This window comes from Haladaptatus sp. DYF46 (assembly GCF_021083305.1).
GTDB lineage: Archaea > Halobacteriota > Halobacteria > Halobacteriales > Haladaptataceae > Haladaptatus.
Genome location: NZ_JAJFAY010000003.1, coordinates 221,808 through 239,701 on the forward strand (window position 1 = coordinate 221,808; position 17,894 = coordinate 239,701).

The 17,894-nt window shown below is 62.1% G+C and carries 15 protein-coding genes; 7 read left to right on the forward strand and 8 right to left on the reverse strand.

Annotated elements, in window-relative coordinates; genetic code table 11:
* Nucleotides 1–168 precede the first annotated feature (168 nt).
* The gene (locus LJF34_RS17065; protein ID WP_231186507.1) at nucleotides 169–1,029 is read left to right on the forward strand and encodes a methylenetetrahydrofolate reductase; all 861 of its coding nucleotides are present in this window, start codon (nucleotides 169–171) and stop codon (nucleotides 1,027–1,029) included.
* 169 nt (nucleotides 1,030–1,198) lie between these two features.
* Nucleotides 1,199–2,446: a serine hydroxymethyltransferase gene (gene glyA, locus LJF34_RS17070; protein ID WP_231186508.1), complete on the forward strand. Its 1,248-nt coding sequence runs from the start codon at nucleotides 1,199–1,201 to the stop codon at nucleotides 2,444–2,446.
* Nucleotides 2,447–2,619: 173 nt separating this feature from the next.
* On the opposite strand, the gene LJF34_RS17075 is transcribed toward glyA, so the two are convergent.
* Together LJF34_RS17075 and folP are read right to left on the reverse strand one after the other, a co-directional pair.
* Complete coding sequence (locus LJF34_RS17075; protein WP_231186509.1) at nucleotides 2,620–3,996, reverse strand: aminomethyl transferase family protein; 1,377 nt, start codon at nucleotides 3,994–3,996, stop codon at nucleotides 2,620–2,622.
* A gap of 126 nt (nucleotides 3,997–4,122) precedes the next feature.
* Nucleotides 4,123–6,513 (reverse strand): dihydropteroate synthase, encoded by a 2,391-nt coding sequence (folP, locus tag LJF34_RS17080; RefSeq protein WP_231186710.1) that lies wholly within the window; start codon nucleotides 6,511–6,513, stop codon nucleotides 4,123–4,125.
* Nucleotides 6,514–6,744: 231 nt separating this feature from the next.
* On the opposite strand from folP, the gene LJF34_RS17085 reads away from it, so the two are divergent.
* Nucleotides 6,745–8,472: a formate--tetrahydrofolate ligase gene (locus LJF34_RS17085; RefSeq protein WP_231186510.1), complete on the forward strand. Its 1,728-nt coding sequence runs from the start codon at nucleotides 6,745–6,747 to the stop codon at nucleotides 8,470–8,472.
* A gap of 50 nt (nucleotides 8,473–8,522) precedes the next feature.
* The gene (locus LJF34_RS17090) at nucleotides 8,523–9,434 is read left to right on the forward strand and encodes a DMT family transporter (RefSeq protein WP_231186511.1); all 912 of its coding nucleotides are present in this window, start codon (nucleotides 8,523–8,525) and stop codon (nucleotides 9,432–9,434) included.
* 13 nt (nucleotides 9,435–9,447) lie between these two features.
* Here LJF34_RS17090 and LJF34_RS17095 read toward each other — a convergent pair whose 3' ends face one another.
* Nucleotides 9,448–9,828, reverse strand: a complete 381-nt coding sequence (locus LJF34_RS17095) for a Rid family detoxifying hydrolase (RefSeq protein ID WP_231186711.1) — start codon at nucleotides 9,826–9,828, stop codon at nucleotides 9,448–9,450.
* 316 nt (nucleotides 9,829–10,144) lie between these two features.
* Between LJF34_RS17095 and LJF34_RS17100 the strand changes: the two genes are divergently transcribed.
* Nucleotides 10,145–11,038: a bifunctional methylenetetrahydrofolate dehydrogenase/methenyltetrahydrofolate cyclohydrolase gene (locus LJF34_RS17100; RefSeq protein ID WP_231186512.1), complete on the forward strand. Its 894-nt coding sequence runs from the start codon at nucleotides 10,145–10,147 to the stop codon at nucleotides 11,036–11,038.
* A gap of 45 nt (nucleotides 11,039–11,083) precedes the next feature.
* Here LJF34_RS17100 and LJF34_RS17105 read toward each other — a convergent pair whose 3' ends face one another.
* Complete coding sequence (locus LJF34_RS17105; RefSeq protein WP_231186513.1) at nucleotides 11,084–11,284, reverse strand: hypothetical protein; 201 nt, start codon at nucleotides 11,282–11,284, stop codon at nucleotides 11,084–11,086.
* 155 nt (nucleotides 11,285–11,439) lie between these two features.
* Between LJF34_RS17105 and LJF34_RS17110 the strand changes: the two genes are divergently transcribed.
* Nucleotides 11,440–12,318 carry a tetrahydrofolate dehydrogenase/cyclohydrolase catalytic domain-containing protein gene (locus tag LJF34_RS17110; RefSeq protein ID WP_231186514.1) on the forward strand — a complete coding sequence of 293 codons (879 nt, stop codon included), beginning with the start codon at nucleotides 11,440–11,442 and terminating at the stop codon, nucleotides 12,316–12,318.
* A 717-nt stretch (nucleotides 12,319–13,035) separates the two neighbouring features.
* Here the strand turns inward: LJF34_RS17110 and LJF34_RS17115 are convergent.
* The gene (locus tag LJF34_RS17115) at nucleotides 13,036–13,902 is read right to left on the reverse strand and encodes a fumarylacetoacetate hydrolase family protein (RefSeq protein WP_231186515.1); all 867 of its coding nucleotides are present in this window, start codon (nucleotides 13,900–13,902) and stop codon (nucleotides 13,036–13,038) included.
* An 89-nt stretch (nucleotides 13,903–13,991) separates the two neighbouring features.
* Between LJF34_RS17115 and LJF34_RS17120 the strand changes: the two genes are divergently transcribed.
* The gene (locus tag LJF34_RS17120) at nucleotides 13,992–15,455 is read left to right on the forward strand and encodes an aldehyde dehydrogenase family protein (RefSeq protein WP_231186516.1); all 1,464 of its coding nucleotides are present in this window, start codon (nucleotides 13,992–13,994) and stop codon (nucleotides 15,453–15,455) included.
* Nucleotides 15,456–15,474: 19 nt separating this feature from the next.
* Here LJF34_RS17120 and LJF34_RS17125 read toward each other — a convergent pair whose 3' ends face one another.
* From LJF34_RS17125 to LJF34_RS17135, 3 genes are all read right to left on the reverse strand, one after another.
* Nucleotides 15,475–15,954 (reverse strand): GNAT family N-acetyltransferase, encoded by a 480-nt coding sequence (locus LJF34_RS17125; protein ID WP_231186517.1) that lies wholly within the window; start codon nucleotides 15,952–15,954, stop codon nucleotides 15,475–15,477.
* Between the two features lie 146 nt (nucleotides 15,955–16,100).
* Nucleotides 16,101–16,886 (reverse strand): SDR family oxidoreductase, encoded by a 786-nt coding sequence (locus LJF34_RS17130; protein ID WP_231186518.1) that lies wholly within the window; start codon nucleotides 16,884–16,886, stop codon nucleotides 16,101–16,103.
* Nucleotides 16,887–16,972: 86 nt separating this feature from the next.
* Nucleotides 16,973–17,836: an MBL fold metallo-hydrolase gene (locus tag LJF34_RS17135; RefSeq protein ID WP_231186519.1), complete on the reverse strand. Its 864-nt coding sequence runs from the start codon at nucleotides 17,834–17,836 to the stop codon at nucleotides 16,973–16,975.
* Nucleotides 17,837–17,894 lie beyond the last annotated feature (58 nt).

Genomic DNA, 17,894 nt, shown 5'->3' on the forward strand with positions numbered 1-17,894 from the left:
CGCCGCTAGCGTCTCGAATGTTCGCGGAGGTGACGCACGCGTCCCGCACATTGTCGGACTCCATCGCTGATATCTGGCGGACGAACCGGCGTTCGTGCATCCTATATAAATATGTTAGCAGATCCACCCACAGACAAAAGTATCCGACTCACCATGTGTCGGTAAGAGATGTCCTTGAGACTGCGTGACAGTACCAAATCCGATGGCGTCGAGGACCTCCTCACCGGCGCGCGGTTCGAGTTAATGCCGTTCGAAAGCTTCGACGAGGAGATATCGTATCTGCCCGACGACGCGACCGTCGCCATCACCACGTCACCGCAACTGGGTATCGAGCGGACGATCGAACGGGCCGAACAAGTGGCCGAACGCGGCTACGACGTCGTTCCCCACGTGGCTGCTCGGTACGTCACCGACCGGGACCACCTCGAAGATATCGCACGACGGCTCACCGACGCCGGCGTCACGGACATCTTCGTCCCGGGCGGCGACCGCGAGGAACCGGCCGGGGAGTTCGAGTCGGCCTACGACCTCCTCTCCGCGCTCGACGCCACGAAGTACTCCTTCGACGAGGTCGGTATCACCGGCTATCCGGAGGGCCACGCCTTCCTCGACGAAAAGGAACTGAGCGATTCGATGGCGAAGAAGGAACCGTACGCGACGTACATCGTCACCCAACTCTGTTACGATCCCGAAGCGGTCCTCGAATGGATCGAAGAGATTCGCGCCCGCGGTATCGATCTCCCCGTCGAAATCGGGATTCCGGGCGTGATGAAGTACCAGAAGTTGATCGGCATCTCCCAAAAGGTCGGCGTCGGCGATTCGATAGCCTTCCTCAAAAAAACGACCGGCATCCTCGGATTCGTTCGTCAACTCGTCAGTTCACGGGGGAAGTTCAAGCCGGACGAACTCATCGACGGCCTCGCACCGTACGCGAACGACGAAACCTACGACATCCGCGGCGTCCACATCTACACGTTCAACCAGACGGCTGACGCCGAATCGTGGCGTCTCGAGAGCCTTCCGAACTGACGTCGAACGCGACAGCGCCGAGCGAACCACTCTTCTAACTCGTTACGTCCGTACTCGCCGAACAGTCCTCCACCTGTCACGCCATGGGGAGAGGGAACACAGGCTATCAAATTTCCGTTGTTTTAAGCCGACAGCCAGATTATTCCCTGTTCGTATCGATATTGAATCGATGACGTACGAAATCGTCCGCGAGACGGATCCGGCTATCGCCGATGTCCTCGAAAACGAACGATCCAGACAGAACGATACGCTGGCGATGATCGCAAGCGAAAACCACGTTTCGGAGGCGGTCATGGAGGCCCAGAGTTCCGAACTGACCAATAACTACGCCGAAGGGTATCCGGGTGAACGCTATTACGCGGGTTGTGAGTTCGCGGATGGCGTCGAGCAGATGGCTATCGATCGCGCCAAAGAACTATGGGGTGCGGACCACGTCAACGTTCAACCGCACTCGGGTTCGCAGGCCAACATGGCGGTGTACCTCGCCGTTTTGGACCCCGGCGACAAGATCCTCTCGCTGGACCTCACTCACGGCGGCCACCTTTCGCACGGCCATCCCGCTAATTTCGCCGGAAAGATGTACGATGTCGAGCAGTACGAGGTGGACCCGGAGACGGGATACGTCGATTACGAACTGCTGGACGAAAAAGCGGAGACGTTCGACCCCGACATCATCGTTTCCGGATACTCCGCTTACCCCCGCGAGGTCGATTTCGAGCGGATTCAGCGGACGGCAGAGACCGTCGACGCGTATCACCTCGCGGATATCGCGCACATAACGGGCCTCGTCGCCGCAGGCGTTCATCGGTCGCCGGTCGGCATCGCGGACTTCGTCGCCGGTTCGACCCACAAGACGATCCGCGCTGGCCGCGGCGGTATCGTCATGTGCAACCGGGAGCACGCCGATGCGATAGATAGCGCGGTATTTCCCGGCGCGCAGGGCGGCCCAGCGATGCACAACATCGCAGGTAAGGCGGTCGGGTTCGGCGAGGCGCTTGACCCCAGGTTCGAGACGTACGCGAAGCAAACGGTTGCTAACGCGAAGGCGCTCGGTAGCCGCCTCCAAGAGCACGGCCTCCACCTCGTCTCCGGCGGCACGGACAATCACCTCGTGCTGGTCAACCTCCGCCCGTCGCACCCGAACACGACGGGCAAAGACGTCGAATCGGCGCTGGAGAGGGCCGGTATCGTTTTGAACGCGAACACGGTACCCGGCGAAACGCGGTCTGCGTTCAACCCGTCGGGGATACGCGCCGGTACACCTGCGCTCACCACCCGTGGATTCGGCGCGGAAGGCTGCCGCGAAGTCGCCGATCTGATTTTCGAGGTGGTCGACGCTCCGAGCGACGAGGACGTAATCGCCGACGTTCGAAACCGCATCGACGACCTCACCGACGAGTACACACTCTACGACTGAGCGGGGTGAACACCCCGTACCGTCATCGAGACCGTGTTGAGAACGACCGAATACCCGCCGGTCGGCCGACGAGTGACGCGCCGTCCGATATTCTCATACTCGATTACGGAGAAAGGCACTAAATCGGGCAGAAAAAGGAAAGAACAGTGCCAGCAGGGAACGGGCCGGGTCGATCAGTCGTTCGCTTCGGCTTCCTTCTTCGCGTTCAACTTGGCCTGTTCGCGGGCGCTCGGGTTGACCGATTCCTTGAACGGCACTCTCGCCAGGGTGGCGTACACCGACTCGCCCGGTTCCTCGGCGTACTCGTCGGGGAGGTGCACCTCGAACTCGATGTCGAGGTCCTCGTCGTAGATTTCGTCGTTGAGGTCAGCGTCCGTTTCCTCCTGAAGCTTTTCGGCCGGCACGAAGCCGAGTCCGATGTTCGTCTCCAGATCGGGGCTCCACCACGGTGACGTCATGTAGCCACATTCCTCGCCGGTCTCCGGGTCGGAGATCAGCCAGAAGTCCGGCGCGTAATCCCGTATCGGTTCGCCGGCCATCTTCAACCCGATCATCTTGTGGGTGAACGGGTACTCGCCGTCCTCGATGCGCTCCTTCTGCCGTTCCAGTGCTTCCTTGCCGATGTAGTCCGCCTCCTTGTCGTCCGGGACCTGATAGCCCAAGTTGACCTGGAACGGGGACGTCTCGTGGTCCATGTCCTGTCCCCACGAGAGGATTCCCGCCGCGATGCGCCGGTGGTGTCCGGGTGCGATCTGCATGCCGCCGTGGTCCTTGACGGAATCGAGGACCGGATCCCAGACGCGTTCGGCGTTCTCCATCGCGTCCTTCACGTAGATCTCGAAGCCCTTTTCGCCGGAGAACCCGGTCTGGCTCACCAACACTGGTGCACCGTTGACTTCGGCCTCCATCAGGCCGTAGTAGGGAATGTCGCTGACTTCCTCGCCGATGACTTCGATCATCACGTCCTCGGACAGGGGACCTTGAATCTGCATCGGTGCGACGTCGATCTCGTCGATCTCGACGTCGAAATCCATGCCGACGTTGACGCCCTGCAACCACTGCATGAGCGTGGAATCGGAAATGGAGAACCAGAACTCGTCCGCTTCGGGACGTAGCAACACCGGGTCGTTCAGGATGCCGCCGTCCTCGTTACAGAGGATGACGTACTTGCCGCGCATCGTATCGATTTCGGTCGCGTCTCGGGTGATGACGTGATTGGTGAACGCCTCGGCGTCCGGGCCTTTCACGCGGATTTGGCGCTCGACGGCGACGTCCCAGAGCGTCACCTTGTTGACCAACGCGTCGTATTCGGCCATCGCGCCGCCCTCCTCGGGATCGACGAGGCCGCGCGGGTGATAGATTCGGTTGTACACCGTACACCGCCACGCCTCCTCCTCGTTGAACGATTTGTCGAAGAAGGGGGACTTTCGAACGCGCGTCGAAACCAACATCTCGATGCCGGGGTCGCCGGTCTGCCGTAGATTTCTCGGAACCGTGCGATCCGACTGGTCGACACTCGGGTGGTTGGGATGGTCGTGATTCTGTGGCATCGTTGTAGAGTGAGTTCAGATATGATAATAAAAGACGGTGTTAATAGTACCGGCCATTTATATGCCCTCGCATATCGAAGCACTTCGAATCACCCGACGTCCGACGGAGAGACGGAGGTGTGTCGGCTACGAATCGTTCGTCGCCGTCACCGTCCGAAGGACCGCCGCGTTTTCCGCCACGTCGTGGACCCGAACCACGTCCGCACCCCGCTCGGCGGCCATGGTCGTCACCGCGAGGGTCGGTGGGAGTCGGTCCTCGCTGCGGGAGCCGACGGTATCGAACATGGATTTTCGAGAGTGACCGACCATCACGGGACAGCCGAGGGCGCGAAACTCGGGAAGCCGGTCGACCAGTTCGAACGATTCGGCCGCGTTCTTGCCGAACCCGCAGCCCGGATCGACGAGTATCCGTTCCCGGTCGATACCCGCCCGTTCGGCGAGGAGAATCCGTTCGGCGAGGTCGTCCATCACGTCCTCGACCACGTCGTCGTAGCTCCTCGTTCGGTCGGGATCGACGGGGGTATCGAGGCTGTGCATCAGGACGAGCGACGCGTCGTGGTCGGCGACGACGAAACGCATCTCCGGATCGGCGAGGCCCGAGACGTCGTTGACGATGTCGGCCCCGGCGTCGAGGGCGGCCTCCGCGACGGCCGCCTTCCGGGTGTCGACGGAGATGGGAACGTCGAGCGACGAAACCGACTCGATGACGGGGACGACCCTATCGATCTCCTCGCCGACCGAAACCGGGGCGGCACCCGGTTGCGTACTCTCGCCGCCGACGTCCACGATATCCGCGCCGGCGGCGACCAACCGTTCGGCGTGTTCGATGGCGAGGTCGGCCCGTTCGTACTCGCCGCCGTCGTGGAAACTGTCCGGGGTAACGTTCACGATGCCCATCACGGCCGTGCCCTCGCCGCCGAACGGGGCGTCCGGTTTCGGGCCGTCCAGTGCTTCTTCGACCTGTCGTGCGAGATGTCCCAATCCGAGACCCTCGGTCGCGACGATATCCGTGAATTCCCGAAGCTGCGTGACCGTCCCGGCGAGCATCGTCGCGACGAGCTTTTCGGGCGCACCCGCCTCGGAACGCACGCACTTGCCGCCGACGGCCTCGATGGAACGCTCGACGCGTGCGGCCTGATCCCGGCGTAGTCGGGTCGTGAAAGTACGGTGATCGACGTCAGTGGCGGGCGTCTCGGGAAACGCATCCGCGGGAAACGCGGGCGAATTTCCCCGCCGTCCGCCGCGTTTCGGGACGAGCAACCGCGTCCACCGGTCCCGCGCCTCCGCGACGGCGTACAGCGAGCCGGTGACGAGCACGCAGTCCGTTTCGTCCGCTTCGGCGAGCGCCCGTTCCGTCGCTTCCGCGACGGACTCCACCGGATGAACGGAGTCAGCATGTCCGTCGAAGACGTCCGCCAGCACGGCGACGTCCTCGGCGCGACCCACGTCGGGGCGGGTGACGAACGCAGCGTCGGCAGACGGGAGTTCCGAAACCATTCGTTCGTGGTCCTTGTCCGACATCGCCGCGAAGACGACGTGGAGGTCGTCGTAGTCGTAGCGTTCCAGTAGGTCGCTCACCTTCGCGGTCGCGCCCGGATTGTGGGAGCCATCGAGGACGGTCATGGGGTCGGTGGAGACGATTTCGAACCGTCCCGGCCACGTCGCCTTGCGAAGTCCGGTCGCTATCGTCGACGGGTCGACCGCGGCAACTTGTCGGGCGATAGTCGCCGCCACGCCCGCGTTCGTCGCTTGATACCGGCCGAGAAGCGAAAGGTTGGTTTCCAACGTCCAATCGGGTGCAGTGATGGAGACGTCGCTCTCGACGTCGGACCGCATCCCGTTCTCGACCGCGATGACGTCCGCATCGTCGGGACCCACCGTTATCGCGTCCGTTTCCAACCGAATGGCCTCCAGCGCCGCACCGTCGGCACCCGTCACGAGCGGTGCCGCGGTCGGGGCGACCTGTGCCTTGTCGCGTGCAATTTCACCCACCGTGTCGCCGAGCAACTCGGTGTGTTCCAGACTCACGCTCGTGACTGCACTCGCGACCGGATCGACCGCGCTGGTCGCGTCGTAGCGCCCGCCGATACCGACTTCGAGAACCGCGACGTCCACGTCCTCGATGCCGAAGTGGAGGATGGCGAGCGCCGTGAGGACCTCGAAGTGAGTCGGTTCGTCGTCGTCCGCTCGAAGCCTGTCGAGGCAGGGATCGATACGTTCGACGTACTCCGCGATACGGTCCTTCGGCACGTTCCGACCGTTGACGCGGATCTGTTCGCGGAAGTCGTTCAGACTCGGGGAGGTGAACAGTCCCACATCGAGACCGGCGGTTCGGAGGACGCTTTCGAGCAGACGAGCGGTGCTCCCCTTCCCGTTGGAGCCGGCGATCTGTACGAAATCGACGGCGTCCTGTGGGTTCCCGAGATGAGAAAGCATTCGCGCCGTCGTCTCCGTTCCGAATTTGGGGCGTCGACGACGGAGGGACGTCAGAAGGTCGGCGGCGTCGTGATACTCCATGACACATACCCACAGCGGCGAGGTGATTAAGGTATCGACGCCGCCACGAACGAGGTCGGTGGCGATAGAATCGTCGGTCGCCGCAGTCGGGACGACCGTCGAACCTCGTCCCCCAACGGTCGTTACGTGTTGAGCGACGGGGTGCCGTCCCCGCGGTCTCAAACACATCCTATCCTCTCGGTTTCAGTAATGCCAATATTCTTACCTCGATACGGCGAATACTGACGTGAGATGTCATCACCGGACGATAGTCACGGTCCGATTCCCACGGACTACGAGATCGCACAATCGACCGACATGGAACCGATTTGGGAGTTGGTCGAGCCATGGGGGTTGGGGCTCGACGACCTCCAGTACTTCGGCGAATACACCGCGAAAGTCAAACACCACGCCATCGATAGACTGCGGGAGCAAGCCGAGGACAAAGAAGGAAACCTCGTGCTCGTAACGGGGATGACGCCCACTCCCAAGGGCGAAGGAAAGACCGTCACGACCGTCGGCTTAGGCCAGACGCTCAATCACATCGGCGAGGACGCGATGATAGCCATTCGTGAACCGTCGCTCGGCCCGGTGTTCGGCGTCAAGGGTGGCGCGGCGGGCGGCGGTCGTTCGCAGGTCCTCCCAATGGAGGACATAAACCTCCACTTTACCGGCGACCTGCACGCGCTCACGTCGGCACACAACCTCATCGCCGCGATGCTCGACGCCAAGATTTCACAGGGCAACGGACTGGAAATCGACGTCAACGACGTCGCGTGGCCCCGCGCACTCGACATGAACGACCGAGTGCTTCGTGAGACGGTGATCGGTCTCGGCGGAAAGACGGGCGGGACACCGCGGGAAGATGGATTCCTCCTCACCGCGGCGTCCGAACTGATGGCCGTCCTCTGTTTGGCCTCCGACCTCGCCGACCTCAAGGAGCGCGTCGCCCGCATCGTCATCGCGTACAGCGAGGACGGCGATCCGATAACGGTCGACGACATCGAGGCTACCGGTGCAGTCACGATGCTCCTTCGGGACGCCGTCAAGCCGAACATCGTCCAAACCATCGAGGGAACCCCGGCGTTCGTCCACGGCGGGCCGTTCGCGAACATCGCCCACGGGACGAACTCGCTCATCGCCGACAAGGCCGCGTTCGGGATGGGCGACTACCTCGTCACCGAGGCCGGTTTCGGTTCGGACCTCGGCGCGGAGAAGTTCATGGACATCGTCTGCCGACTGGGCGACATGACGCCGAACGCGGTCGTCCTCGTCGCATCGGTCCGCGCGCTCAAGTATCACGGGTTGGATATGTGGCCGGCCGACTTCGACGAAATCGACGCGGCCGGCGTCGACGCCGTCGAATCCGGATTCGAAAACCTCGATAAACACGTCTCGAACCTCCAGAAATACGGCGTTCCAGTCGTCGTAGCGGTCAACCGGTTCCCCGAAGACTCGGACGAGGAAGTCGACGCGGTTCTCGACCACTGCCGGGACGATCTCGGCATCAAAGCCGCCGAGTCCACAGTCTTCGAAAACGGGAGCGAGGGCGGTGTCGACCTCGCCGAACACGTCGTCGAAGAGGTTGAATCGAACGACGAAGAGGACTTCGCGCCGCTGTACGACGACGAGGATTCCATCAAGGAGAAGATCCACACGGTCGCCACCGAGGTGTACGGAGCGGACGGCGTCAAGTACACCGGCGGCGCGGAGGACGACATCGACCGGATGGAAAACCTCGGGTTCGGCGAGTACCCCGTCTGCCTCTCCAAGACGTTCCACTCGCTGAGCGACGATGCGACCCAGAAGGGCGCTCCGGAAGGGTGGGAACTCGAAGTGCGCGAAATCTATCCGTCGGCCGGTGCCGGCTTTCTCGTGGCGCTCACGGGTGACGTGTTGACGTTGCCGGGACTTCCGAGCGACCCCGCCGCCGCCGACATGGACATCGACGGCGACGGCAACATCTCGGGCCTGTTCTGAGGTCCGGTCCGTAGCCCTCCCCGACAATCCCTCCCACTGCCTGATACTCGATGGTCCGGTACCGAAACGTGGTCGCCTTCTGTGCAGTCGCCCTCCTGTGGGGGCTAAGTCTGGCCGCCGTAGAGGTGGGTCTTCGCTCCTTCCCGCCGCTGTTGCTCTCGGCGTTTCGCTACTACATAGGAGGAGCAATCCTACTGAGCTACGTGGGTCTGGTGACCGAGCGGTGGTACCCACGAACGCGTACGGACGTCGTCGCTATCTGTGGCGGCGGCGTCTTTTGGATCGCCATCGGAAACGGCGTCTGGTTCGTCGGACAGGGCCTCACGACCAGCGTGCTCTCCGGATTGATGATGAGTCTGACCCCCATCGCGACCGTTGCCGTTTCTTGGACTATGCTCCCGGAGGACCGTCTGACGGTCGCTTCGATGGTCGGCCTGTTCGTCAGTTTCTCCGGTGCGGTCCTCATGGTTTGGCCGTCCGATTTGGCGACCGTCACCGCCGCGCTGGTCGGAAAAGCGCTGCTGTTCGTCGGCGTTCTGGGGTTGGCGATAGGGAGCGTCCTGATTCGGTGGGCGTCAGCACCGCTTCCGAGCACAGCGAGAACGGCGTGGTCGGTGTTGGTCGGGGCGGTCGTCATTCACGTACTGAGCGTTCTCGCGGGAGAGCAGTGGGCGATGAACGTGACGACCACCGGAATCGCGTCTGTTCTCTATTTGGGCGTGGGCGCGACCGCTATCGGCTACGTCCTGTTCTTCGGTTTGCTCGACCGATATCCGGCGATCGAAGTCAACCTCGTCACGTACCTCGTTCCCATCGTCGCGACGGTCGCGGGATGGACGCTGTTCGAGGAACACATCTCGTGGCGGATGCCCGTCGGGTTCCTCGTCATCGCGATCGGATTCTGCCTCATGAAGCGACGGGAGCTTCGCGTCGAACTCGAACGAATCGGGTATCGGGAGTGAACCGGGCGTCGTCTCAGTCCGTCGTCGCCATCGCCTCGATTTCGACCGCCGCGCCCTTCGGCACCGAACCGACGCCGACCGCGCTCCGTGCCGGCGGGTCGTTCCGGAAGAACTCGCCGTAAGCGTCGTTGAACTCGTCGAAGTCGTCGATGTCGTCCAAGTAGACGGTCGTTTTGAGGACGTTTTCGAGCGAGAGTCCCTCCGATTCGAGAATCGCCCCGACGTTTTCGAGGCACTGCCGTGTCTGTTCTGCGACCGATTCGTCGTCGAGCAACTCCCCGTCGGTCGTCAACGGCAACTGCCCAGCCGTGACGAGGACGTCTCCGTTGGTCGTCGCCTGACTGTACGCGCCGACCGCTGCCGGTGCATCGTCGGTACTGATGGTTCGCTTCACGGTCGGGGTTTCCCGTTCGAGCGTCTTAAAATCCAGCCTTACCACCGACGAGAGCACATCGTTACGGATATTCTACCGTTCGTGGAGATTCGGACGCGATACTCGGCTTCCGCCGTCCGTGCGAATATTCGTCATCACTTCAATGGGTGAACTATTCACCATTCCCGCCTATACTATCCGAACACGATAGCGATAGCCGAGCGTCGGCTAGGCAGCGGAGTCGCCTCCGGTCAGCGTATCGACGTGCCGGAATTCCCGCTCGAACGATGAGCGAGCGAACCGAACGGCGCCACCGACGACGGCGAGTTCACGAACCATGACTACGATAATCGACGGCAACGAGATTGCGGATGGAATCAGAACGGACGTGAAGACGTGTGCGAACCAGTTGGCCGACGAGGGGGTGACGCCCGGACTGGCGACGGTACTGATGAGCACGGACGGGGCCAGCGAGACGTACGTCTTGATGAAACAGCGGGCCTGCGAGGAGGTCGGTATCGAGGGAATCCACCACGAGATCGACCCGGACGAACCGGCCGAAACGCTGTTCGACCGCATCGACCGACTGAACGAAAACCCGGCCGTCGACGGGATCCTAGTCCAGATGCCCGTTCCGGAGCACATCGAAAAACGGGCGGTTTTGGAACGCATCGACCCGATGAAGGACGTCGACGGCTTCCATCCGGAGAACGTCGGACGACTGGTCGCGGGAAACGCCCGCTACAAACCCTGTACGCCCCACGGCGTGCAGAAGATACTCGCGGCGTACGACGTCGATACCGAGGGCAAGGATGCCGTCATCGTCGGCCGTTCCGACATCGTGGGAAAGCCGATGGCGAACCTGCTCATCCAACGGGACGAAGGGGGGAATGCGACGACGACCGTCTGTCACTCCCGGACCGACGATCTCGCCGTCAAGACCCGCGGTGCCGACATCGTCGTCGCCGCGGCCGGCGTTCCCGAGATGATAGACGGCGACATGCTCTCGGAGGGAGTGACCGTCATCGACGTGGGAATCAGTCGCGTCACCGCCGACAACGAGAAGGGCTACGAGCTCGTCGGCGACGTGGATTTCGAGAGCGCGAAGGAGAAGGCGAACGCTATCACGCCCGTCCCGGGCGGCGTCGGGCCGCTCACGATAGCGATGCTCATGTACAACACCGTCAAGGCGGCGAGCCTGCGGTCGGGCGTCTCCATCGATCTCCCGTAGCGTCGACGGACGCGCTCCTAGGTCGGTCGATCGGGACGGCGGTCGTCAGTGCGTCTCGACGGCACCGCATTCCGGACAGGTTATCTCGACGGCGTCGGTTCCGTCCGTCCGCTGTGCGATGACGTCGTGGCTCGCTCCGCACTGTTCGTGCATGTAGATTCGGTGGTTCGCGTGGCCGTCCAACAGGATATCGCCGTCCTCGCTCGGAAGCACGATTCCGTGACAGTAGTAACACTCGCCGGTCATGGGTACACCATCGTAACCCTCCGCCAAATATGTATCCCGCGAGTCAGCGTGGCTACCCGACGGACCGTCACATTGCCGTCGGATTCGAGCGACGAATCGTCGCGGCGGTCGATTCCCCGAAGAATACTTCTCTCCCGGCGGAGCATACGAAATCGATGACAGACGCGACACTGATGCGGGGCCGACCGCTCGCGGACGACTTGCGTGCACGGACGAGCGAGCGACTCGGCGTGCTCCGGAGTCGGGGCGTCACGCCGACGCTCGGAACGGTGCTGATGAGCGACGACGAGGCGGACGAGGCGTTTATGGATAAAAAGCACGACACGTGCAAGGAGGTCGGGATATCGACGAAGCGGGTCGACGTTCCGCCGGACGCGCCGGCGGAGGAACTCTACCGAGCGGTCGAACGGCTCGGTGCGGACGAAGACGTGACGGCGCTGTTCGTACAGGTACCCCTCCCGGAGCACGTCGACGAACGCGCCGTCAGAAACCGCGTGCCCCCGGCGAAGGACGTCGATTGCTTCGCGCCCGTGAACCTGGGGCGTCTCGTCGTCGGATCGCCACGCGTGACGCCCGCCACCCCCGCCGCCGTGTTGCGGCTTCTCGCGGCCTACGACGTCGAAACGGCGGGTCGAGACGTGGTCATCGTCGGTCGGAACACCGCCATCTGTAAGCCGCTCGCGAACCTGCTGCTCGCCCGCGGTTCGGGCGGGGACGCGACGGTCACGGTTTGTCACACGGCGACGACGGATCTACCGGCCAAGACCCGCGATGCTGAGATTCTCGTGACGGCCGCGGGCGCTCCGCGACTGATCGACGGGTCGATGGTTTCGGCCGGCGTTTCCGTCGTCGATATCAGCGTCAACCGCGTCGAAACCGACGACGACAAGGGGTACAAACTCGTCGGTGACGTCGACTTCGAAGGCGTCAGGAAGAAAGCGAGCGCCATCACGCCCGTTCCGGGCGGCGTCGGGCCATTGACGCTCGAACTGATTCTGCATAACGTGGTCGAAGCTACGGAGAGACAGGCGTGATATGGTCGGCCGAAAACAGTAGCGCGATTCCATAAGCGATCGATTATTTGACTCATTGAGGTTGGGAATCGAACGAGGAAAGGAACCACAACGCGTCGACGTGACTGAGCTTTGGGATGTGGGCATCGAAGAGGGCGCGGTTAGGAGTCAAAATGGCTCGGAGCGGGTCGAGGTTTCCGGTCGAACCGATTCCTCGTTCGCTGACGGGTAGCGAAGCGCGTGCGACGAACACCTGTTACATTCGTAGGCCTGTAATCCCACTCGGTCACGTCGTCGGAACGATGAGTTCGAAAACGCGCCCCGCCGAACCGTCTTCGTTGCCGTCCTCCTGCGTCCTCGTTCCCGGGAAAGGAGATCGTCGTGGACGCCATTAGTATTGCGTAAATACCACAATACTAAACGTTGATGACCTCTCATCTCCTCACCCACACCACATTCTGAAGCAGTAGGCGGGAACAGAGGGTATAAAACGCTTTCTCGACGGTATTGGACGAAATAATGGGATCGTCACGCTGCATCGACCGATCACGAATGATCATATTTCCCTCACGTCTGGGGAACGATTAACCGCGTTGTATGTCGCTTTTTCTGTGAATTCTGGAATTTCACCTCCGTCACAGACGTTTGTCCTTTGGAACGTATAGGAAACTAAAAGCTACTTTATTCCGGTTAATATTGATAATTTAGTACAATATTATCTGTCGTTCGTGCCTTCGATTACACCGTTTTGACGCTGTTGCGGAGCGTCCCGATGTTTTCGATATCGATTTCGATACGGTCGCCCGCCGCGAGCGTGAAGTCGTCGGGCGGGACGAGCGACGTACCGGTCAGGAGGACCGTCAGCTCCGGCACCGAGTCGTGTTCGGTGAGGTACGAGACCAGTTCCTCGCAGGTTCGCACCATCCGTGACGTCGACGTTGAACCGTCAAACATCACTTCTCCGTCGCGTTCGATGCGCATCGTCATCGTCAGGTCGCGGGGATCACCGACCGTTTCCGGCGAGGCGATACACGGCCCGATGGCACAACAGCGATCGAATATCTTCGCCTGCGGGAGGTAAAGCGGATTTTGCCCCTCCAGCGACCGACTGCTCATGTCGTTTCCGACCGTGTACCCGACGACGTTTCCGCGAGCGACGACGACCGCCAATTCGGGTTCCGGAACGTCCCACTCGGAGTCGGAACGAATACCGACGACCTCCTCCGGTCCCACCGTTCGACTGGGCGTGGCCTTGAAGAACAGTTCCGGTCGGTCGTTCTCGAACGCGCCCTGATACATCGAGGAACGTCCGCTCTCCTCGTTGCGGGCGTCGTTGCTCGTCTCGTACGTCACACCGGCGGCCCAAACTTCGTCGGGAACCGCCGGGCGGTCCGACTCCGATGCGAGTTCGGTGGCATCGAGCAACGGTGCCTCGTCGAGGTGGTTTCGACACACGTCGTCCACGTCCGCTCCGACGGCGGACGCCGCCAGCGCCAACTCGCGGAACGAGGACATGCCCGTGACCGCGGTGAGGTCGTATGCCTTCCCTTCCTCTCGCGCGAGGAGACGGGGACCATCATCCGACGATATACGGTGGTAGCGCATACCAACAGGTACGGCCTTCACTCACTAATGTTCGGTGACAAAGTGAGGAGCCAAAAGAACGGAGTAATTCACGCGCATACGATTTGACGATGCCCGAAACCTACACCAACTACGTCGACGGGGAGTGGAGAGAATCGGAATCGGGCGAACAGTTCGAAGTCCACAATCCCGCAGATACGGGGGAAATCGTCGCGGAGTTCCCGCAATCGACCGCCGGGGACGCACGAGGTGCGGTCGAAGCGGCGGCAGCGGCACAGGAGGAGTGGGCCGACACGCCCGGACCGACTCGCGGGAAGGTGTTGCGTGCGACGGCGAAACGCATGGACGACCGCGAGGGCGAACTCACCGAAACGATGGTTCGCGAGGAGGGAAAGACCCGAGCGGAGGCGAACGCGGAGGTCAATCGCGCCATCAACATCTTTTATTACTACGCCGAGCGGGCGATGGATTACGCCGGAACCCGGCAACTACCGAGTTCCGACGACCAGAACCTCTACACGATACGCGAACCCATCGGCGTCGCCGGACTCATCACGCCGTGGAACTACCCCATCGCCATTCCTTCGTGGAAGAGCGCACCGGCGCTGGCGACCGGAAATACGGTCGTGCTCAAACCCGCGATGGACGCGCCGACCGTCTTCGCGAAAGTGGTCGAGTGCATCGACGAGGCCGCCGACGAGTACGACGCTCCGGACGGCATCTTCAACTTCGTCACCGGAAGCGGCGAGGACGTCGGAAACGCCATCATCGAACACGAGGACGTCGACGCCGTCTCCTTCACCGGGAGTCAGTCGATCGGGGAGATGGTGTACGAACAGGCGACGAACGCCCACAAGCGCGCACAGACCGAGATGGGAAGCAAGAATCCGACCGTGGTCGCGCCGAGCGCCGACCTCGAAACGGCGGTCGAAATCGTCGGCGGCGGTGCGTTCGGCGTCACCGGACAGGCGTGTACGGCGACCGAACGCGTCATCGTCCACGATTCGATGTACGACGACTTCGTGGACGAGCTCGTGGAGTACGCCGAGGGCCTCGACATCGGCCCCGGTCTGGACGACCCGGACATGGGTCCGCAGGTCTCGGAGAGCGAACTCGAATCCACCTTAGAGTACGTCGAAACGGGGCAGAAAGAGGGAGCGACGTTGGAGTACGGCGGTGAGCAACTGGACGACGAGGAACACGAGGACGGCTACTTCGTCGAACCGACGATTTTCTCCGACGTGGATTCGGACATGCAGATCATGCAGGAGGAGGTGTTCGGCCCGTTCGTCGGCGTCATGTCGTACAGCGACTTCGACGAAGCAATCGAAATCGCCAACGACGTTGAGTTCGGCCTGTCGGCGGGCATCGTCACGGACGACCACTCCGAAGCGAACCGCTTCGTACAGGACGCGGACTTCGGCGTCCTGAAAGTCAACGAGAAGACGACCGGCCTCGAACTGCACGTCCCGTTCGGCGGCATGAACGCCTCGTCGAGCGAGACGTACCGCGAGCAGGGTGAGGAGGGGATGGACTACTTCACCATCATCAAGACCGTCTACGACAACTACTGACGACGGTTTCGAACCGATTTCACCGACGGTCGCGGACCCGTTTTTCCATCACGATTTCGTCGTACCGGCGAAAATCCAGCGGATACTCCCCGGTCTTCTCGTATCCGCGGCGACGGTACAGGTCCGGGAGGAACGGATGTTCCCCCGGCGTCGTCAGCCAGATGGTCGCGTAGCCGTCCGCCCGAACCACGTCCTCGACGTACTCCAACAACCGGCTCCCGATGCCTTCTCCCTTCCAGTCCTCGTGGACGCCGAACCGGCTGAGTTTGACTCGGTCCTCGTCCGTCGTTTCGAGGCGGACACCGCCGACGACGCCGTCGTCTCCCTCGGCGACGTAGACTCGATTCGTTCGAATCCACTCGGCTATGTCCGATTCGGAGACGGATTCCGCCTTCGCAGGAAATCCGAGTTCGCGATTCTCCCGGTACGCGCTGTGGTAGACGTCGACGAGCGTTTCGGCGTCCGTGACGCTCGCTCGTCGGATTTTCGGTCGGTTCATGGTGTGGTGAGACGGCGGAAAATTGGAGTGCCCGATCATCAAACCTCGTTTCGAGGAAGACAGCACGCGAAACGCGAGGAAATCCTCGAAAGAGGAACGGGCAGCGTATTCGGAATCCGAAAATCACACGACCGGATCGAAGCCGCCTAAATCGCCGTCCATCCGCCGTCGACGAACAGCAGTTCGCCGGTGATGTAGTCGGCGTCGTCGCTCGCGAGGAAGAGCGCGGGTCCGGCGAGGTCCTCCGGGAACCCCGCCCGGCCGAGCGGAACCGGTTTGATGAAGCCACCTTCGCCGGCCGCTTCCTGCGCTTCGTCGCTCCACCCCTCCGTGAACTCCGTGGCGATTTGACCGGGGGCAATGGCGTTGACGCGGATGCCGTGGTCGGCGAGTTCGAGCGCCGTCCCCTTCGTTATCATCTTGATAGCACCCTTGGTCGAGTCGTACTGCACTTGGTCGTGCTGGGCGACTTCCGAACTGATGGATGCGGTGTTGACGATACAGCCCTCCTCCCCTCGGTCGATCATGTCCTTGGCGGCGGCCTGCGTGCCGAAGAAATAGCCCCGAATGTTCGTGTGATGGAGTTCGTCGAACGCCTCTTGGTCCACATCGAGGAAGGGTTCGCTGTGTTGCATCGCGGCGTTGTTCACCATCACGTCCACGCCGCCATACTCGCGGGCCGCCTCGACCACTGCTTCCAGTTCGCCGGGTTTGGAGACGTCGGTGTGGACGAACTCCGCCGTCCCTTTGTGCTCGTCCACGATCTTCTCGTGTGTCGGCTCGCCGTCGGACTTCGGTTCCTCGCGCACGTCGGCGTTGATGACCGTCGCGCCCGCCTCGCCGAATCGAAGCGCGATTGCGCGGCCGATACCCGAACTCGCACCGGTGACGATGACCGTTTCCCCGTCGTAATCGAAGTGAACGGTTCCCATGGCTAGCAGAGTGGGGAGAAAAGATGGTAAGTATATTCGTTGCGTTCGAAAGCGAGCCCCCTCGAAACGGCCGCAAGTCGGCGTTCTCAGTGTTCCCGAATCGATTTCGGGCGGATGACACCCGGACGGTCGAGCGTGAGTCGGTCGCCGATGCGGATGGTCTCGAAGACGCGGGGATACTCGTACGACGAGAGGTATTTGCGGAGCGCCTTCGGGTCCGCTTCGACCCCGCGCCACACGTCCCAGTGGACCGGCGCGAAGCGGTCGAGCGAGAGCGCGTTGACCGCTTCGGCGACCTGCGCCCCGTCGTTGTACCAATCGGTGACGTAGGTTTCTCCGTCCTCGGTGTGATAGATGTTGCCCGTCGTTCCGTGAGCGAGGACGCCGAGGTCGATGTCGAACTCGTCCCCGATTTCGTAGAACGCGTCGGCGGGACGCGAGTCGCCCGGCGCGAAGAACGTCCCCGATTCGTGTTCCACGACGTAGCTCACGGGTTCCGCCGAGTCCGGGTCGTTCGCACTCCGAACGTGAATGTCGAGGTCTCCGATCGAGATGTCGTCGCCGGGTGAGACGACGTTCCGGTCCGTCTCCGATACGCGAAGGTCGCCGTCGTAGGCGGGATTCTCGAACGCTTCGTTCGGCGCGTAAACGTTCGCATCGAGGTCCTCCACGAGCGGGCCGTAGGACGGCGGGTGCATGTGATCGATGTGTTCGTGCGTGACGAACACCGCGTCGCACATCGTCGCGTCGGCGGCGTCCATGGGAACCGGAATCATCCGAATCGTTCGCGGCGGCGACCCATCCCCGAAGTAGGGATCGAGGTACAGCGTCGTCTCCTCGGTGCGCAGGATGTACCCGTTACAGCCGAGATACCATATCGACAATCCGTCCACGTTCGCCGCTTCGACCTCGTCACGGACGAACCAGTCACCCCAAGTCGAGTGAACCATGACGGCATGAACTAACGGACGGAAACGCATAACAGTGATTGCCACCGTCGGAGATGGG